This window comes from Pseudomonas sp. S06B 330 (assembly GCF_002845275.2).
In the GTDB taxonomy this organism is placed as follows: Bacteria; Pseudomonadota; Gammaproteobacteria; order Pseudomonadales; family Pseudomonadaceae; genus Aquipseudomonas.
The window spans coordinates 2,248,898-2,268,404 of record NZ_CP088149.1 but is presented as its reverse complement, the minus strand read 5'-3'; the positions used below and the strand labels follow the sequence as shown (position 1 = coordinate 2,268,404).

Genomic DNA, 19,507 nt, shown 5'->3' with positions numbered 1-19,507 from the left:
GGTGTCAGGTATGCCCTTGAGGTCAGATCAACTCGCGACCCACGGGGCCGTGATGCTCGATAGCAACACCGTTCGCTTCGCGCTGTGGGCACCTGATGCCCACCGTGTCGAAGTGCTGTTTGAATCCGGGCAGCGCTTTGCATTGCCGCCGGATGGTGGCGGCTGGTTCAGCGCCACGCTGGCCGCTGTCGCCGGCAGCCGATACCGCTACTGCATCGACGGCCACCTTGAGGTCGCCGACCCGGCCTCACGGTTTCAGCCCGAAGGTGTGCAGGGCCCCAGCCAGATCGTCGACCCTGCGGCATTTAACTGGGAGCACAGCCACTGGCAAGGCCGCCCGTGGCATGAAGCAGTCATCTACGAGTTGCACGTGGGCCTGATGGGGGGCTTTGCCCCGCTGATATCGCAGCTACCACGCCTGGCGGCACTGGGAGTGACGGCCATCGAGTTGATGCCCTTGGGGCAATGCCCCGGCGAACGCAACTGGGGCTACGACGGCGTCATGCCTTTTGCCCCACAGCACAGCTATGGCACACCGGAACAACTGCGCCAACTGATCGATCAGGCCCATGGCCATGGCCTGATGGTGCTGGTGGATGTGGTCTACAACCACTTCGGCCCGGACGGCAACTACCTGGGCCAGTATGCCAGCGGTTTTTTCCGCCAGCACCAGCCTACCCCCTGGGGTGCCGCCATCGACTTTCGCCGCCACCAGGTGCGCGACTTCTTTATTGAAAATGCCCTGATGTGGCTACACGACTATCGTGTCGACGGCCTGCGCCTGGATGCCGTGCATGCCATCGATGATCCGGATTTCCTCACTGAACTCGGCCGGCGCGTGCGCCAGTCGGTCGCCCCGGGGCGTCAGGTGTGGCTGGTGCTGGAAAACGAGCACAACCAGGCCGACCTGCTGGCGGGTGAATTTGACGGGCAATGGAATGACGATGGCCACAACGCCCTGCATGTGCTGCTCACGGATGAAGAAGAAGGCTACTACGCCGACTTCCAGCCAAGGGCAATCGACAAACTGGCCCGTTGCCTGAGTCAGGGGTTTGTCTTCCAGGGCGAACCTGATCGGCACGGTCGCCTTCGGGGGACCCCCAGTGCGCACTTGCCGCCCAGCGCCTTCGTGCTGTTCCTGCAGAACCATGACCAGGTTGGCAACCGTGCCCTGGGCGAACGCCTTACCCAGCTGTGCCCACCGCTGGCGCTGCGGGCGGCCACCACACTGCTGCTGCTGTCGCCGATGATCCCGCTGCTGTTCATGGGCGAGGAATGGGGCAGCGAGCAGCCCTTTCTGTTTTTTACCGACCACCACGATGAACTGGCCGATGCCGTGCGTGAGGGTCGACGTGCCGAGTTTGCCGGATTCAAAGCCTTCGCCGACCCCGACCAAAGGGCCGCGATTCCTGACCCTAACGCGCTGGCCACCTACTGTGCTTCACGTCCACACGCCGCCGATGATCGACAGCAACACGGGCAGGCGTTCTACCGCCAGCTGTTGCAATTGCGCCACAAGCACATCAGCGCGCACCTGCCTGGTTGTCGCGCCCTGAGCGCCAGCACCCTGGCAGACAAGGCGCTGACGGCCCGCTGGCAACTGGGTGACGGGCGCGTACTGCGCATCGATGTGAACCTTGGTGCTACTGCCGTGCCGTGCACGCTCCCCCCGCCTTCGACGCAACTGTTCTGTAGCACAGACCAAACGCCAAGCGGCGATCAGTTGGCGCCTATGTGCACCGTGGTCAGCCTGCTACCCCCCTCCTACGCTGGAGCGTGCCCATGACTGATCCTCTGCTACAGCAACTTGCCGACCTGGCGGGCATCGCCGTGGACTGGACGGACGCCAACGGCCGGGCGCAACGCGTCAGTGAGGCGAACCTGCGCCGCGTATTGGCCGCTCTTGGCCACCCGGCAGATGATGCCCAACAGGTTGCCGCCAGCCTGCAAGCACTGAAGACCGCCCATGACGCTCGGCACTTGCCGCCCCTGTTCACGGTCGATGAGCAGCAGGCGCTGGATCTGTCCGCCTACTTTCCCGCCGCGAGCCCCTGCCGGGTACAACACGAAGAGGGCCCCCTACAGCAGCTGCAACTGGACGCCGACGCTGCGCTCCCGGCCGGCTTGCCGATCGGCTACCACCAGGTGGCAATCGGCGACCAGCACTTTACCCTGGCCGTGGCCCCGACACGCTGCTTCAGCCTCAACGATGCCCTCGATACGCCAACGCCACGCTGCTGGGGAATCAGTGCCCAACTCTACAGCCTGCGTCGCAACGGTGATGGCGGCTTCGGCGATTGCCTGGCCCTGGAGCAACTGGCCCGCAGCGCCGCGGAGCGTGGCGCCGATGCCCTGGCCATCAGCCCGTTACACGCGATGTTCGCTAATGATCCCCAGCGCTACAGCCCGTACTCCCCGTCCAGCCGTTTATGGCTCAACAGCTTGTACGCAAGCCCTGGCCTGTTGCTCGGCGAGCGCGCGGTGCGCGTGGCGATCGAGACCTTGGGCCTGGAGGACAAACTCCAGCACCTCGAACAGCAGGCGCTAATCGATTGGCCCGAGGCAGGGGCCGCACGCTACCAATTGCTGCACGTGCTGTATGAAGACTTCGTCGACGGCGACCACCCTTTGCGGGCCGACTTCGACAGCTACTGCGCTCAGGCCGGCGACCCACTGGAGCAACACTGCCGCTTCGAAGCCTTGCTCGGCGAAGCGCAAGCGCGCGGCCTGGGCCAGGACTGGCGACAATGGCCTGACGCCTGGCACGACCCGCACAGCCCGCAGGTGGCCGCCTTTACCGCGCAACATCCACAGCAGGTCCAGTTTCATGCCTTCTGCCAATGGTTGATCGAGCGCAGCTTGCAGCGTGCTCAAGACGCCGCCCGCAGCAACGGCATGGCCATCGGCTTGATCGCTGACCTGGCCGTCGGCGCCGACGGTGCCGGCAGTCAGGCCTGGTGCCGTCAGGATGAATTGCTCTCGGACCTCAACGTCGGCGCGCCGCCCGACATCCTGAACCGTGCAGGACAGAACTGGGGCATCTGCGCCTTTTCTCCCGAAGGCCTGCGTCGCAACGGCTACCGCGCCTTCATCGAAATGCTGCGGGCCAATTTCGCCCATGCCGGAGGCTTGCGCATCGATCACGTCATGGGCCTGCAACGCCTGTGGCTGATTCCACTGGGCGCACACGCCAGTGACGGCGCGTACCTGAACTACCCGCTGGACGATTTGTTGCGCCTGCTGTGTCTGGAGTCGGTACGTCATCGCGCCATCGTCCTCGGCGAAGACCTGGGCACCGTGCCCGACGGCCTGCGGGAAACACTCGCTCACCGGGCCGTGCTGGGCATGCGTGTATTGCAGTTCGAACAGGATCCGCCCGGACATTTCAAACCCATCCTCGATTGGCCGGACAATGCCCTGGCCACCACCAGCACCCACGACCTACCGCCCTTGGCCGGGTGGTTGCAGCACCGTGATATCGACTGCCACCAGCGCCTCTCGCTGATCGATACGGACACCGAACGACACTGGCACGACAGCCGCCAGCAGGAGCGTCAAGGCTTGCAGCACTGCCTTGAACACAACTACGGCATGCTGACCGACAGTGAACAGGTAATCGACGCCTGCGTCCGTTTCCTCGGGCATACCCGTGCGCCCTTGGTGCTGATACCCCTGGAAGACCTGTTGGGGATCGACGAACAGCCCAACCTGCCGGGCACCATAGACAGCCATCCCAACTGGCGCCGACGCTTCAGCCTGACCGCCACTGCACTGCTGGACGATGACGATGCGGCAAGGCGCCTTGAGCTGCTGGCACAAGCCCGCGAACAAGCCTGGGAGCGCGACCGATGAAGCCCTTGAACGCCACCTTGCGCTTGCAGTTTCATGCCGGCTTCACCCTGGACGATGCCCTGCCCCTGGTGCCCTACTTCGCCCGCCTGGGCATCAGCCACCTGTACGCCTCGCCACTGCTCAGTGCGCGCCCAGGTTCGGTGCATGGCTATGACGTCATCGACCCGTCGCAGATCAACCCGCACCTGGGCGGCGAAGCCGCACTGATCAGGCTGGTCGCAGCATTGCGCTTGCATGGCATGGGCCTGATCCTTGACATCGTCTCCAACCATATGGCCGTTGGCAGCGATAACCCCTGGTGGCAGGACCTGCTGACCTGGGGCCGACGTAGCCGTTATGCCAGCTTCTTCGATATCCAGTGGCACTCAACCGACCCCTTGCTGGAAGGCCAGTTGCTCCTGCCGTTTCTCGCCAGCGACTACGGGACGGTCCTGCAATCCGGGGACATGCCACTGCGCTTTCAGGCCCGCGATGGCAGCTTCTATGTTGCGCACCATGAACACCGTTTCCCCATCAGCCCGACGGACTACGGGCAGATTCTGTGCCTGTGTGAAGACACCGACGTTCAGGCCTTGGGCATGCGTTTCGCGGCCTTGCACAGCGCCAACCCGGCGGCGGACAAAGCGCGGCTTCTGCAGCAGGAACTGGTCGCACTGGCCCACCGCCTGCCCGTCGACGATTTGCTCCAGGCTTACGACGGGCGCAGCGCCGAAGGCTTCCAGCGCCTGCACAGCCTGCTCGAACGCCAGGCCTATCGCCTGGCCAGCTGGCGTACGGCGGCCGATGACATCAATTGGCGGCGTTTCTTCGACATCAACGAATTGGCGGGCCTACGTGTTGAGCGCAACGAAGTGTTCGAAGCCACCCACCAGAAGATCTTCGCGCTGATCCGTCATGGCTTGGTCGACGGCCTGCGCATCGACCATATTGATGGCCTGGCCGACCCGCGGGGCTACTGCCGGAAACTGCGTCGGCGCGTCGATGCCTTGTTGGCGGAGCGCCCGTTGGGTGCCGCACTGGAACACCTGCCGATCTACGTCGAGAAGATCCTCGCTGCCGACGAGCAGCTACATCGCGACTGGGGTGTGGATGGCACCACTGGCTATGAGTTCATGAACCAGGTCAGCCTGCTGCAACACGATCCGGCGGGCGAAGCGATACTGGCCGAGGCTTGGAGCAGCTTGAGCGAACGCCCGGCCTTTGCCGAAGAAGTACGCTTGGCCCGCCAGCAAGTGCTCAATGCCAGCCTGGCCGGTGATTTCGAATCGGTGGCCCACGCCCTGCTGCAAGTCGCCCGCGATGACTTGATGAGCCGCGACCTGACCCTCGGTGCCATTCGCCGGGCGTTGCAGGCACTGGTTGAACAGTATCCGGTGTATCGCACCTACCTCAATGCCGGTGGCCGACCTGAGCAAGATGAACCGTTCTTTCAACAGGCGTACAACGCTGCCCGGCAACGTCTGGGCGAAGGTGACTGGCCGGTGCTTGACTCGCTACAGCACTGGCTCGGCGGGCAACCCTGGCGCAGCCTGCCCCCTGGCCGCGCGCGCAAGCACCTGCGCCATGCCTGCATTCGCTTCCAGCAATTGACGGCGCCAACGGCCGCCAAGGCGGTTGAAGACACCGCCTTCTACCGCTCCGCCCTGCTGCTCTCACGCAATGACGTAGGTTTTGATGCTGAACGTTTCAGTGCACCGCTCGAGGCCTTCCACCAGGCATGCGAACAACGGCTGCAACAATTCCCGCGTAACCTGCTGTGCACCGCGACCCACGATCACAAACGTGGTGAAGACACGCGCGCACGCCTGGCGGTGTTGAGTGAACGCAGTCGCTGGTTCGTCAGCCGGGTCGAACACTGGCGTGAACTGGCCGCACCGCTGCGTACTGCACTGAGCGACGGCGTGGCGCCAGCACCGGGTGATGAATGGATGCTCTACCAAACCTTGTTGGGCAGTTGGCCACTGGCTCTTGAAGAGCATGATTGTGTGGCGATGCAGACCTACCTCGAACGCGTGCAGCAATGGCAGCGCAAGGCCCTGCGTGAAGCCAAACTGCACAGCAGCTGGAGCGCCACGAACGACGCCTATGAACAGGCATGCCAGGCCTTCATTCAAGGCCTGCTGCAAGACCCACAAAACCAACAACTGCGCCATTCGCTGACCCAGGCCGCGCAGTCCATTGCCTGTGCCGGCGCCCTGAACAGCCTGACCCAGTGCCTGCTGCGCATGACCGTGCCGGGCGTGCCCGACCTGTACCAGGGCAATGAGTTCTGGGACTTTAGCCTGGTCGACCCAGACAACCGCCGCGCCGTGGACTATGCCGCACGCCGCCACGGCCTGGACGACAGCACCAACACGGCGCAGCTGCTGCAGCAATGGCGCAACGGCAGGATCAAGCAAGCGCTGATTTGCCAGGTGCTGGAGCGTCGTCAAGCCTATCCCGAGCTGTTTAGCCAGGGCCGCTACCTGCCACTGCAAGTGCAAGGTAGGCACGCCGCTCAGGTGCTGGCCTTCGCCCGTGTTGCTGACAACGCGCGCGCGATTGTGGTTGTGCCGCGCCTGGCCTGTGGCTTGCTTGCTGATACTCCCATTCCGTTGATCCCGGCTCAGGCCTGGGACGACACCCGGCTGCAGTTGCCGTTTGCCCTGTCACCGGCCAATTGCTCGGGACTTTTTGCCAGTAGCGCAGTCACAGCCTCAAAGGAGCTGTTACTCAGCGCGGTACTCAAGGAGATCCCGGTCAACTTGTTGATTGATCATGCCTAAGCCCTAAGGAGCGTCGAGATGAGTGTCGAAGAAAAACGTATTCGCGAATTCGCCTACCAGATCTGGGAATCTGAGGGCAAACCCGAAGGCCAGGAAAGCCGGCATTGGGAAATGGCGCGCAAACTGGCCGAAGCCGAAGCCCTGGCGCCCAAAGCCGTTCCACGCAAGGCCAAGGCCAAGCCGGCAACGCCTGTGGAGATCGCTCCAAGCAAACCCGCTGCGGTGAAAAAGCCGAGAACGACAAAAAAACCACCGGTCACTTGAGTGATCACGTCACCGCTTACCCCTGTGGGAGCCGGCGTTGCCGGCGAGAGGCCGGTTCTGCCCTACGCAAACGGTAAACCCGTGCGGTGTCGGCTGCCGCCCAGCACCCACAGGGCAGACCATTCCTCACGTCGCCAAGGAGCCCCATGAGCAAGCCAAAAGCCGCCGCCCTCGTCGAACCCTCGCGTATCCGCGAAGGCCTGCCGTTTCCATTGGGGGCTACCTGGGACGGCCTGGGGGTCAACTTCGCCCTGTTCTCGGCCCACGCCACCAAGGTCGAACTGTGCCTGTTCGACGCCAGCGGCGAGGTGGAACTGGAACGCATCGAATTGCCCGAATACACCGACGAAATTTTTCACGGTTACCTCCCCGACGCTCATCCCGGGCAAATCTACGGCTACCGCGTCCATGGCCCCTACGAGCCGCAACATGGCCACCGCTTCAACCCCCACAAACTGCTGATCGACCCTTACGCCAAGCAACTGGTGGGCAGCCTGAAATGGTCCGAAGCGCTGTTTGGCTACACCATTGGCCACCCTGATGGCGACCTCAGCTTCGATGAGCGTGACAGCGCCCCCTACGTCCCCAAATGCAAGGTCATCGACCCGGCCTATACCTGGGGCCGCGACCAGCGCGTCGGCGTGCCTTGGGATCGCACCATCCTCTACGAAGCCCACGTGCGCGGCATCAGCATGTGCCACCCGGCAGTGCCCAAGGATAACCGCGGCACCTTCGCCGGCCTGATGTGTGACGAACTGCTTGGTCATATCAAACAGCTGGGGGTGTCGTCCATTGAGCTGCTGCCGATTCATGCCTTCGTCAACGACCAGCACCTGCTGCAAAAAGGTCTGAACAATTACTGGGGCTACAACAGCATTGCCTTTTTCGCGCCCCATCCACGCTATTTGGCCAACGGCAAAATCGCCGAATTCAAGGAGATGGTGGCGCACCTGCACGATGCCGGCCTGGAGGTGATCCTCGATGTAGTCTACAACCACACCGCCGAGGGCAACGAGTTGGGCCCTACCCTGTCCATGCGAGGCATCGACAATGCCTCCTACTACCGCTTGATGCCCGAGGACAAGCGCTTCTACATCAACGACTCCGGCACAGGCAACACCCTGGACCTGAGCCACCCGTGCGTGCTGCAACTGGTCACCGACTCACTGCGCTACTGGGCGGGCGAAATGCATGTGGACGGCTTTCGCTTTGACCTGGCGACCATCCTTGGCCGTTACCACGAAGGTTTCGACGAGCGCCACAGCTTCCTCGTGGCCTGCCGCCAGGACCCGTTGCTCAGCCAGGTCAAGTTGATTGCCGAGCCTTGGGATTGCGGCCCCGGCGGCTACCAGGTGGGTAACTTTGCCCCCGGTTGGGCCGAATGGAACGACCGTTTTCGCGACACTGTGCGCGCCTTCTGGAAAGGCGATGAAGGCCAGCTGGCCGACTTTGCCGCGCGCATGACCGCCTCAGGCGAACTGTTCAATCGCCGCGGCCGTCGACCCTACGCTTCGGTCAACTTCATCACCGCCCATGACGGCTTCACCCTACGTGACCTGGTCTCGTACAACGACAAGCACAACGAAGACAACGACGAAAACAACGAAGACGGCAGCAATAACAACCTGTCCTGGAACCATGGGGTCGAAGGCCCCACCGACGATGCCGAGATCAGCGCACTGCGCCTGCGCCAGATGCGCAACTTTTTCGCCACCCTGCTGCTGGCTCAGGGCACGCCGATGATCGTCGCCGGTGACGAATTCAGCCGCACCCAACATGGCAACAACAATGCCTATTGCCAAGACAGCGAGATTGGCTGGGTCAACTGGCAACTCGATGACGAAGGCGCCGCGCTGCTCAAGTTCGTCAAACGCTTGACCAAATTACGCCTGGCGTATCCGGTACTGCGCCGCTCGCGCTTTCTGGTCGGCGACTACAATGAGGCGATTGGGGTCAAGGATGTCACCTGGCTGGCGCCAGATGGCGGCGAGATGAGCGTCGAACAATGGCAAGACAGCCAAGGCCGATGCCTGGGCATGCTGATGGATGGCCGTGCTCAGGTCAGCGGCATCCAGCGCCCGGGGGCCGATGCCACCCTGCTGCTGATCGTCAATGCCCACCATGACGCCCTCATGTTCACCCTGCCCCAAGTGCCGGAAGGTGAATACTGGAACTGCCTGATCGACACTGATCGGCCCCAGTTGCGCAAAGGTGAACGGCATGAATTCGCCAGCCAATTCGAGCTGTCGGGGCGCTCGCTGGTGCTGTTGGAGTTGCATCGCGAAGACGACAATTGAAACACGGGAACTGAGCGGACGCAGGTCCGGTCCCATGCAGTAGGCTTGTAGACCAGGAGCAACCGTGAACGTAGAACCGGACCCTACACTGCTTTGCGCCACCCAACAGGCACCGGCGGTCCGGCGCCTGCAGGTACTGACCGTCAACACCCACAAGGGCTTTACCGCCTTCAATCGCCGTTTCATCCTGCCTGAGCTGCGCGAGGCGGTGCGCAGCACTCAAGCTGACATTGTCTTTCTCCAGGAAGTGCTTGGCAGCCACGACCGCCATGCCGCCCGCTACGCCGGTTGGCCACAAACCTCGCAATACGAGTTCCTTGCCGACAGCATGTGGACCGACTTCGCCTACGGTCGCAATGCGGTGTACCCCAATGGCCACCATGGCAATGCGTTGCTGTCCAAATACCCGATTATCGAACACCGTAACCTGGATGTGTCAATCACAGGCCCCGAACGGCGTGGCCTGCTCCATTGCGTGCTGGACGTGCCCGGTCAGCCGCATGTTCACGCCGTCTGTGTGCACTTGTCGTTGCTGGAAAGTCATCGGCAAAAGCAATTGCAACTGCTACGCCGGTTACTCGACTCGCTCCCTGCCGACGCCCCGGTAATCATCGCGGGTGACTTCAATGACTGGAAGCTGCATGGCAATCGCACGCTGGGTTTGCACCGGGGGCTGCACGAGGCCTTCGAGCGTCATCATGGCTTACTGGCGCGCACCTACCCGGCGCGCCTGCCATTATTGCGTCTGGACCGCATCTACCTGCGCAATGCCAACAGTCATGCACCGCGAATCCTGGGCAACAAACCCTGGAGTCACCTCTCCGATCATCTACCACTGGCGGTAGAAGTGCAGCTTTAGCAATGATTCGGCATAGCCGTGTGGGCTGAAAGAGCCGACACGACTATGAAATATGAATAATTGTTAATTTTCAGCCAATTGAAGCATCCAATAGCTTGACAACGGTTATTTCACGCCTTCTTGACGCCCACGCTGTCCTCTCCTTAGCTACAAGTAATGCCGCATCTCTATTCCGAGCGTCTAGCTCGCGCCTTTCAGCGCGCGGCAGGAATTTTTTTGCTGGTTTGAGTCGCCCTCTGGTTTTGTCTTACAGCCCGTGACATCAGGCCAGAACCTTGGCTGTAACAATCAGAGGAGATCCGCCATGAAAAAAACTTCGAATCCTACGGGCTTTGAGTATGTTTTCTACGCGGTTTCCACGTCGCTGCTACTGGCAACCCCGTTGGAAACCCATGCGTTGGGCCTGGAGGATAACGACCCGTTCAACACCCTGGTGCAAATGCAGGCGCAGACCGTGCCAGGGCTGACACTGACACCGGTCAGTGCTCATGGCCTGGGCCTGAGCACCCTGAGCGCATTTTCCGAGCGCATGGCCGAGCGCAACGCGCCGCGCGACATCGACAGCATCGCCAGTCAGTGGGCCCCGTTCTTTCCAGCCCCGGGAAAAATCGGGGCACCGGCTCCAGCACGTCTGGAAATGAACAACCAGAGCCTGCAAATCAGCCCGGACCTGTTCGTTCGAGAAACCAGCGCCGGCAATATTCACCGGGTGGGTTTCTTTGTCGGTCATAGCAACCTGCAAAGTGGCTTTGATGGCATGCGCAAACCCCAGGTGGGCGACAAGAAATCCAATGTCAGCCTGGAAGGTGAAAGCCTTGGCATGTACTGGAGCATGACCCACGAACAGGGTTGGCACGTGGATGCGGTGGCCATGGGCACGCGCTTTGACGTCAATGGACGCAGTGAGAACGGGCAGCGCCTGGATGGCGATGGTCATGCCCTGACCTTATCGGTCGAAGGTGGCTACCCCATTGCCCTGGGCGCCAACTGGACCATTGAACCGCAGGCGCAATTGATCAACCAACAGTACTTCCCCGGCAGCCAGACGCAGACCGACACCCGCCAAGCCTTCGAACAGCAGCCCAACTGGACCGGTCGGGTCGGGGCCAAATTGTCTGCGCGCTACAACCTGCGCGGCATGCCCATTGAACCCTTTCTGCGGACCAACGTCTGGCATGATTTCTCCAACGCCAACAGCGTCAACCTGGAAAACGTCGACAAGATCAACGCCGGCAACAACGCCACTACGGTAGAAGTGGGCTTGGGCCTGGTGGCGCGGGTTACCCCTAAAGTGGCGTTGTTTGTCAGTGCCGACTACAGCAGTGACGTCAGTGACAATGACTTGAACGGGGTGATTGGCAATCTGGGGGTCAGGGTCAGGTGGTGACTGTGAGCGCAGCGGGGTTGCTGTGAGCCCTATTGATGGGTAACCGCTGCCGCCGACCACAGACCAGGACCAGTGACCTCAGCGCGGCTCAAGCGTTACCCCTTGCCCCCGCACCGCGCTTGGGTTGTCTCGGCTCTTCACTGCCAGCTTGAGCGCCTGATACATATTCAGGCGCGCAAACTGACCGATGCCAGGATCAGTTTGATCCGAGCGCTCGCCAGGCTGAAGTGGCAACGTAAAGTCGATGGCAATGACGCCTGGCCATTGCTGACGCGCCAACGGCAACGCACTTTGGCGCAACAGTCGCCGAATCTGCTCAGGCTTCAAAACAGGATTAACCGATATCATGGCTGCTACCGCGCCGGTCACCAAAGCGGTGGCATAAGACGTTCCGCATAAGCCGGGCGGGTCATGACGCACGCTGGTCAACGGCACCCTGGCGCATGCGGCAGCGGTAATGTCGACGCGCCGGCCAACATTGGACGAACGACGCAACTGTGCATAGGCCGCATCACTGACCTTAACGCTGACGCCGCTACGTTGATGCGCCCCCACCACCAACAATTGACTGGAATGCAAGGATGAAGGCAGCCGAGTGCCTGGAATATCAATAGCGGAAAAACTGTTACCGGCCGAATTGATGACGATAACGTCAGGGTGGTGCTTTTGCAGCCAAGCAAAAAACCTCTGCAGCAGCGTTGCGTATCCATTGAAAGCCGCTGGCGAGCGCACGTTGGATATGACGGCATCACCGCCAATACTCATGGTGCCTAGACGATGGACGCCCCAACTCCAATTGAGTACGCGTACGCCATCTTCAACCATATTAACTGAAGCAGCGATTTTGGCCGGAATACCGCCATTGGAGTCGCGGTCAACGATGATATGAAAGCCATTGCCGGCCTGGTCCAACCCGCGCAGAAAACCTGCATTGCCGCCGTGATTCCAACGGGCAGCCAAAATCCCCGTAACAATGGAACCATGCAACTTGAGGTTGTTGGTGTCACGGGCATAGACACACGTGCGTTGTGGCTGGCACGGCCCAAGATAATCGATGAAATCTTCAGCGTCGAAGTCAACGCCGCGCTCCACCACGCCGATTCTAAGTGGTCGCGCCCCTGGCGCTGAGACGAGCATTGGTACATTTTGCCGATAGTAACGAATGGCCTCCCTGTCGTTATTCGCCTTCCCTCCGTCCACATCCGGAGGGGCAATCACGTTTGAATCAGGGTCACTCTGATCACGAACAAGATCGCCTTCCTCAACAACCACAGCCTCGACACCGGGTGCCTTGGCCAATTGACTTACCAGTGCGTCTCGTTCATCCAGACTGCGAGGGGAAATACGCATCTGATAGACGTTCAGTGGAGCAATAGCACCGACGATCCGCATGCCGAACTTATCGGCCAGGTGCTGCGCTTCGGGTAAGCCCTCGACGTGCTCACGAATAATTATGTTCAGAAGTTCCAGGGACGTTACCAACCCGTCGGTTTTGCTCACCTGTTGATTCGGGTCTGTTGCCAGTACATGGCTACCGCGTACTGTCAGCCAGACCGAGTTGCTGAATTGTTTGCCGTCGCTTAGCCATATTGGCCCGCTTTCATTCTGCCGAGTATCAATACCCACCTGTAGGGTCCGGCCTTGACGTGTGATCGAGGCAGCGGGAATAACCGTGCCGTTGAACATCAGCGTCGGCGTGGCCGCGCTCATCCCTCTCACCTGCAAGCACCATTGCTGTGACGCCCCGGCGTCCCACTCACCGCATCGATACAGGGTTTCGATGCGTAGGCCCACCTGTGCTTGAGCCTGGACGCCGGAAAAGGCCAAGCTCAAGAGGATCAGATACGCCATCTTCCTGCACATAGAGACAACTTCCTTGTCGAAACGGAACAACTCATCCATCCATCACCCAGAAGTGGCGCCTGCACATCTGTAGCGCTGCTGCTCGAACCGTAGCGCTTCAACACCGAGCTGCCTACTGGCAAAAATGTCAGTTTCCTGCAGTGGCGCCTTTTCCTACGATGAGTGCTTCAACGAAAACACAAGGATCTGTACCGATGAACAGACAGGCTGTCGTCTTCGCCTTCACTGGGGTCTCTTTATTCCTCCCTACCGTCCTCGCGAGCCCGCTCTCCGAACGCAGCAGCGCCATTGGCTCGCCCTACTACCAGATCGAAGGCATTACCATGGCACCGAGCCAAGCCGCCAAGCTCGACAGCACCGATGGTCAATTGATGCTGGGCATTCGTAATGCATGGCAAAAGCAGTAAGGAGGATTTCCGTTTCGATTTCCTGCTGTTGTCTGCCGATGTCACATTCACAGGTGGCACGTTGGTGCTGCAATCACCCTTCAAGAAAGTGCGTATCGACGTGCCGGAAGATTACGGGTCGGCGGTTTCCTCTGAGTGCTGCCGTTCGCCGATGGCAAACCAGGCAACCCCATACGTGTGACACGCCAGGACGGAACGGCACTGAAGTTCAGCAATAAGCCTGAGGGCGTAGAGGTGTTGGACAACAAGCAGATACTGGTCGTACACGACGATGACCGTGTCGAAGTGGAAACATCGGACACTGGCATCAAACGAGGTGACAGCGAGTTCGGCTATAGCGTGATTACCTTCCCTCAGTCGGGGCCTTGATAGCGTCCCTCCAGGGCTGAGGCGTTGTAGGGGGGGCGTCGTGCAGGGAGAACATCGGCTGTCAGCCAAGTGGCATCAGTTTAAAAATACAATGGCTTGACCCTCTCACGCTTCGATCGCCGTGTTTCTACACTCCGATCAATGCCACTTGCTTGCCTGGGCATCGCGCCCGAGCACGGAGAAAGAGCAGCAACTTAAGGTCGGTCCAAGGTGCGGTGAGTGCATGGCAATTATCTTCAGTGTGATGCGGGCGCTGTACGCGTTGATCTCGTTCAAGCCCAAGGTCGTTACCCGACGGCTCAGCCCGGAGGAAGTGAACCTGCTTGAACACTATCGATCCCTTTCGGAGGCTGACCGCACCGCCATGCGCTACCTGCCCCCCCAGCAGCGCAGTAACGTAGTAACGGTCAAACGCGAGCCCCGGCACCCGATACGGGCCAGCACCAGGTACAGTTTTCAGCCATGCGTTAGCCTGCTTGCTGCCTTCAAACTCCTGATCATAGGTGATCTGTGCATAAGGCTCAAAACGGCTGACTCGTAGACGGACCTGCCAACCAATTCGGCCCACGGTCGAGTCAACCTTTTGATCGTAATAGCCCATGGCGGTGAAGTTTCTGTTGCTCTCGACATAGTCATCTAACTCCACCCGCTGCCAGATGATTCCCGAAGCTGCCTGACGGTGTTACGGCCACACATCAGCACATCGATAGCCGAGTGCTACGAGAAAGCGCCTTTGCGTAGCTTGATCCGCCATAGCAGTTCAAGGCGCCAGCGCCTGCTCAGCACTCAACATCAAGCGCGCTGCGGGTGATACTCAACATGACTTCACGCTCGACTTGTACCCGTTGCGCCTGAAGCTGTACCACCTGGCGCAATCGCGCTGCTTCCTCTTCCTCATGATCGGCCAGCAACGCTTCGATCTGCGTACGGTAGGGCTCATCAAGTTCGTCGAAACGTGCCTGATTGGTGCGCCGAAGGTATTGCTGCCAAAAATCCCGCTCGACCAGCGAGCGAGCTACTTGCTCGCTGGTCTCGGCGGCAAGCACCCGTTGACGCGCTTGTTCAACGCGTGTCGTACCAACATCGGCCAGGTACTGGAAGCGCATGGTGGTGATCCGCACCGGCAAGTCGAGGTCTGCGCGCAGAGCCAGACGATAGGCCAGCACCACCTCGACTTCGTCCGGGTCCCCGCCAGCCGCCCGACGGGCGAGGAAATCTTCCAGGGCAATACGATCGACAGCATCGAGCCGCCACAGTTGCCGCCCCAAGTGCAATAGAGCAAGCTCCTGGTTGCCTGCCAGGGCATCACGCTGTGCTTCCCACACCTGCATGCGCACCTCAAGATCACTGAAACGCAACGCTACACTGTCCTGGCAGGTCACGTTCTGGGCATTGGCGAACAGTTCCGTGCACAGACCCTCGTCGTCCACCATGGCTCGCAACATGACCAGAACACGGGAGGCCAGATTGCGGGACCCGACCGGGCTGCGGAAGTCCGCAGTTTGGATCAGGCCTTTCAAAAGTTCGAAGAACGACTCCGAACCTTCGTTCGATTCCACCAATGCCCATGAAGAACCCAGGTCATCTCGGTCTTGCGGAGCGACCGCGTCGAGCCAGCGCATCCGCGGAAACAAATCGGGGCCCTGCGGCGATTCAAGCGGACGTTGTAGCCCCAACGCCGCCTGTAGCGCCTGCGCCTGTTCAGCGCTCAATTGGTTGCCATGTAACCAGACCTGCCCCTCGACCCAGGGTCGCGCCTGAAAGAAGCCTGGTGGCAGCGAAGTGATGCGATTGTTGCGCACGTCGAGAGTATGCAGCCGTAGGCACTCCAAAATGCCGTAGGGCAAGCAGTCAATCTGAGTGTCATTTAGCCGCAGCTCCGTCAGATGGGTCATGGCACGGACAGAGAAGGCGCGCCCGAGCGGATTGTCGGAAAGGTTGAGGTAACTTAGCTGTTCGCAGCCAGCGAGGATCGTGGACTGCCCGGGGTCCAGCCTGATCCTGTTGCTGGTAAGGTCCAGGCACTGCAGGCGACGCATGCGCTGCAGGCCCATCGGCAGGCGGGTCAGCGTATTGCCGGGAAGCTCCAGCACACGTAGGTTGTCGAAGGCCCGCAGGAAACCGTCTGGGAGCACGCTGATGTCCATCTGACGCAACGACATTACCGCTACAGAGCGAAACCTGATCTGCTCCGGCAGATCTGGTAACCCGCCCGTGCGCGCCCCCATCTGGCTCCACCACAGACAGATAGGTTCGGGTCGCTGACGGAACTCTTCACTGGTGCTGCGCTGCCAACACTTGATCAATGAATTGCTGAAGTATTGTCGCTGTTCGCGTTCCTCCTCAGGTAGCTCCGCCACCCAACCCTGCATATGCCGCTCCAGTATCAAAAATTGCTCACGCAGCCGTTCCAGCAAGGGCTCCACGCGCTGACCCGAAGCCTGGACCTCCCTCAACCACATATCAATCTGCTCTTGGTCCAGGTCCGGAAACAGCCCATGCACCCTGTCACTCAACGCCTGCGGCCTACCCTGACGCCTACCTCGAATGAACCATCGGCCGCTCAGCAGGTAGCCGAAGCGACCATCCTCCAGGCGTCTCGGCGCATTGAAACTGCCCGCGCGCGCAGGTGTAAGCAAGCGCTCCACTGCATGAGGCCGCGCATCCGCCTGACCCACCAACCACTGCCGCAGCCCCTCCCCTCCAGGCGAAAGCCCCATTGCGGCACGTTGATTGGCGCTATAGGCAGAGGCCATGACCCCGAACAGCTCCCCAGGCTCACCCCGAGCAACATGGTGCTGATCGAGCAGCAAGAACCGGCCATTGAAATGAATGAGATTGAAATCACTCATACCTTCTTCCCCCTCTGCCAGCACAGGCCCTCCAAGACCGCCGTCTAAAAGGTGCCATCGCACACCCAGCGAGGCACTCGGCAGATCGGCGAGCAAACCGATTGCCACGCGCCCCAGGTCGGCAGACTGCGGCATGTCAAACCGTAGCGCTTCCAGAACCCGTATGCGGCGGATCCGCGTAACGCTGGCCCTGGCCGATTCGCCGAGGCTCATCGATACCCGCTGCTCAGCCGTCAGGCGCCTGAAGTCGTGGGCATCGGCCGCGTCCACCAATGCCTGCGCGGCGCGGTGGTGCAAGGCAGGAAATACGTTACGCAGAACCGCAACCGGCTGAGTGTCACTGGGCTGGACGCTGTCATAGAACCCTTGCAGCAGTTGTCGACGCTGCAGCTGCAGCTGCTCTGCAAGGCCCGCTCCGGACAGGCCAGCGGTGCTCGGCAGCAGGCGAGCGTGCTGTAGAAGACTGCGCTCGCGGATGGGCTCGCCGGCATGCAGTTGCTCAATCAGCTGTAGCACTCTCCTTTGAAGGTGCACGCGCTGGACCGTGTCAACCAGGCAGGGGTCGGGCAACTGATTGGCCATGTGCAACGCCCGTAGGTTGTCTGCGCCGAGGCCGTGAATATTCATCACTGCGTCAATCTGGGCATCATCGAGATCGCCGAACATGCCGCCTAGGCGGCGGAACATGCTATGGACATCGGTCCACCGCGAAGGTTGGTCACTTGCCAATCGCCAGGCCCCACCTCCATTGCTACATAACAAGGGACCGAAACCTGCACGAGGTATAAGTTGCCATTGGCCGTCCGACACTCGCTGATGTGCCGGGTAGTGATACCCCGCCATTTCGATCCAGGCGTGCCCGCCCTCACGGCGGATGCCCTGGACGTCAGGCAAGGCCTGCGGTGCTGCGCTGCGAAACGCTGTCGTGTCCTGGCTCCACAATTTCGCTCCGCCCTGCTCCAGTGGTGCCGCCACCATGCTGTCCACCAGTGTCGAGCGAGCCCAAGCGCGCTGTCCCGCGGATATGCCAGCAACGGTCGCGCCAGCCACGGCAATATCCACTGCGACATTGGTTAGATGGTCCAATGCAGCTGCCGTGTCGCCGTCATGCCAGTCTTCGATGCCGTGGAACACATCACTGAGCATCTCCCAAACCATGGTTGCCAGTAAAACGGCACCGATCGCGGGGACGAACAGGCCAGCCACGCCGATCAACGCCCAGCCCTCCGCGGCCAGCCGCCGCTCATGGTCGCGCTGAACAGCCCGGTCGATCTGCGCAACCGGTGGCACAATCATCGCGGCATCGTCCTTGATCTGGCGGATGCGCGCAGAGGCCAGGTAGTCGAACAAGGGTTGAGGGTAAGCACGCATGTGTTCTTCCAGATCGCGGCTGGCCCAGATCGCCACGTCGTGATACAGCTCGACCACTTTCGAGAAGAAGCGCTGACTGTCGCGACGGCGCACGAAGCGGCTGAAGAACCCCAGGTAGCTGGTGTCGCGCAGGCGTTTACCGAGGTGTTTCCTGGTGAACTGCTCAAGGTCGGGAAAGGCGCTCCAGGGCCCATTTGGATCACCAGGGATGTAGACCAGCACCCGCTTGCTCGTGGTGCGCACCCACCCCTCGTCAAGCACATCGAAAACAATAATCTGCTCCAAGTCACAGTCGAGCACACGCAGCTGTTTGGCCACCACCCTGGCACCCTCCAGCTCCGGCAACCGACCGTCGCGGCACAGTTCGGATACCAGCTCAAGTTCGGCCTCGCTGAGCACGCCCTCTGCCCTCGCCCTGTAAGCGTCGACCAGCAATGTGGAGCGCTGCAGCTGCAGCAGCAGTGACCGGACACTCGACCCGGCGGCGGCTTGATCACTCGTCGAGAGCAGGATCGCATCGAGGTGCCGTTGATAACGTGCACCCATGTCCAGTTGTCGGCATAGCCGGGCGAATTGGATCGCCGTGGGCCGGCGCAGGTGCTCACCGACCTTAGTGACCAACCCGCTTCCCGGTAACTGTGTTTCAGCCTCATCGGCGACGAAGTTGTTCAGCGCGGCTTCAAGCAGAGGTATCTGAACATATTCGGGAACCATGACGGGCACACGGCCGGTGTAGATCTGCTCCCCTGACGGCACCAGATATCCCTGGCGAAAGTACAGTGTAGAGACATCTAGCCCCGCACCGAAGCGCTGGTCGAGGCCTTCCTGCAACGCCGCGCTGACATAATCGCCAATCCCCTGGATGCTCTGTATTCGGGTACTCAGTTGCTGTCGACAAACCAAGCTGGTCTTGAGCGCGGCGCATAATGGGTCAAGATGATCGTGGCTGAGCTCAAGCACCCACTTAGGCAAGCGCTTTGCCAACAAATCATCCTGAAAGGCCTGTTCCAAGGTCAGGGTATCGGTGCCTTGGATGTCCGGGTCATGGGGCATGGTGTGCTTCCGCTCTGGCTAAAAGCTTCAGCCTATGGCGAGTGGACAATCGCCTGAGGCTAGATAGCTACTACCTGCCCGGAGCAGCGAACTGGTGGCCGATGGACGACCGGCGCTTTTACATTGACTCGAAACCTACCGTAGTTATCCAGGTAGAAATGGACTGCC

Annotated in this window: 12 protein-coding genes; 9 read left to right on the top strand and 3 right to left on the bottom strand. The window is 60.7% G+C overall.

The window, feature by feature from the left end; all coding sequences use genetic code 11:
* Nucleotides 1-10: 10 nt before the first annotated feature.
* The 7 genes from treZ to CX511_RS10240 all read left to right on the top strand — a co-directional run bounded on the left by treZ (nucleotide 11) and on the right by CX511_RS10240 (nucleotide 11,424).
* Nucleotides 11-1,786 (top strand): malto-oligosyltrehalose trehalohydrolase, encoded by a 1,776-nt coding sequence (treZ, locus tag CX511_RS10270; RefSeq protein WP_231353400.1) that lies wholly within the window; start codon nucleotides 11-13, stop codon nucleotides 1,784-1,786.
* A complete protein-coding gene (gene malQ, locus CX511_RS10265) occupies nucleotides 1,783-3,852 on the top strand; it encodes a 4-alpha-glucanotransferase (RefSeq protein ID WP_101292610.1) in 2,070 nt (689 codons plus the stop codon). Before treZ ends, malQ begins: the two co-directional genes overlap by 4 nt.
* Nucleotides 3,849-6,617: a malto-oligosyltrehalose synthase gene (locus tag CX511_RS10260; protein WP_101292612.1), complete on the top strand. Its 2,769-nt coding sequence runs from the start codon at nucleotides 3,849-3,851 to the stop codon at nucleotides 6,615-6,617. The genes malQ and CX511_RS10260 overlap by 4 nt, the downstream gene beginning before the upstream one ends.
* 18 nt (nucleotides 6,618-6,635) lie before the next feature.
* Nucleotides 6,636-6,881, top strand: a complete 246-nt coding sequence (locus CX511_RS10255; protein ID WP_045184080.1) for a DUF2934 domain-containing protein — start codon at nucleotides 6,636-6,638, stop codon at nucleotides 6,879-6,881.
* Nucleotides 6,882-7,027: 146 nt separating this feature from the next.
* A complete protein-coding gene (gene glgX / locus CX511_RS10250) occupies nucleotides 7,028-9,178 on the top strand; it encodes a glycogen debranching protein GlgX (RefSeq protein ID WP_045184082.1) in 2,151 nt (716 codons plus the stop codon).
* A gap of 64 nt (nucleotides 9,179-9,242) precedes the next feature.
* Nucleotides 9,243-10,037: an endonuclease/exonuclease/phosphatase family protein gene (locus CX511_RS10245; RefSeq protein ID WP_045184085.1), complete on the top strand. Its 795-nt coding sequence runs from the start codon at nucleotides 9,243-9,245 to the stop codon at nucleotides 10,035-10,037.
* Nucleotides 10,038-10,341: 304 nt separating this feature from the next.
* A complete protein-coding gene (locus CX511_RS10240; protein WP_045184087.1) occupies nucleotides 10,342-11,424 on the top strand; it encodes an autotransporter outer membrane beta-barrel domain-containing protein in 1,083 nt (360 codons plus the stop codon).
* Nucleotides 11,425-11,502: 78 nt separating this feature from the next.
* Here the strand turns inward: CX511_RS10240 and CX511_RS10235 are convergent, their stop codons facing one another.
* Complete coding sequence (locus CX511_RS10235) at nucleotides 11,503-13,326, bottom strand: S8 family peptidase (RefSeq protein WP_231353398.1); 1,824 nt, start codon at nucleotides 13,324-13,326, stop codon at nucleotides 11,503-11,505.
* Nucleotides 13,327-13,481: 155 nt separating this feature from the next.
* Between CX511_RS10235 and CX511_RS10230 the strand changes: the two genes are divergently transcribed.
* A complete protein-coding gene (locus tag CX511_RS10230) occupies nucleotides 13,482-13,694 on the top strand; it encodes a hypothetical protein (RefSeq protein ID WP_101292616.1) in 213 nt (70 codons plus the stop codon).
* 135 nt (nucleotides 13,695-13,829) lie between these two features.
* Nucleotides 13,830-14,063 (top strand): hypothetical protein, encoded by a 234-nt coding sequence (locus CX511_RS10225; protein ID WP_101292618.1) that lies wholly within the window; start codon nucleotides 13,830-13,832, stop codon nucleotides 14,061-14,063.
* 127 nt (nucleotides 14,064-14,190) lie between these two features.
* Here CX511_RS10225 and CX511_RS10220 read toward each other — a convergent pair whose 3' ends face one another.
* Together CX511_RS10220 and CX511_RS10215 are read right to left on the bottom strand one after the other, a co-directional pair.
* Nucleotides 14,191-14,721, bottom strand: coding sequence for an autotransporter domain-containing protein (locus CX511_RS10220; protein WP_422222398.1), 531 nt, complete (start codon nucleotides 14,719-14,721; stop codon nucleotides 14,191-14,193).
* A gap of 121 nt (nucleotides 14,722-14,842) precedes the next feature.
* A complete protein-coding gene (locus tag CX511_RS10215) occupies nucleotides 14,843-19,339 on the bottom strand; it encodes an NEL-type E3 ubiquitin ligase domain-containing protein (RefSeq protein WP_101292620.1) in 4,497 nt (1,498 codons plus the stop codon).
* Between the last annotated feature and the right edge of the window lie 168 nt (nucleotides 19,340-19,507).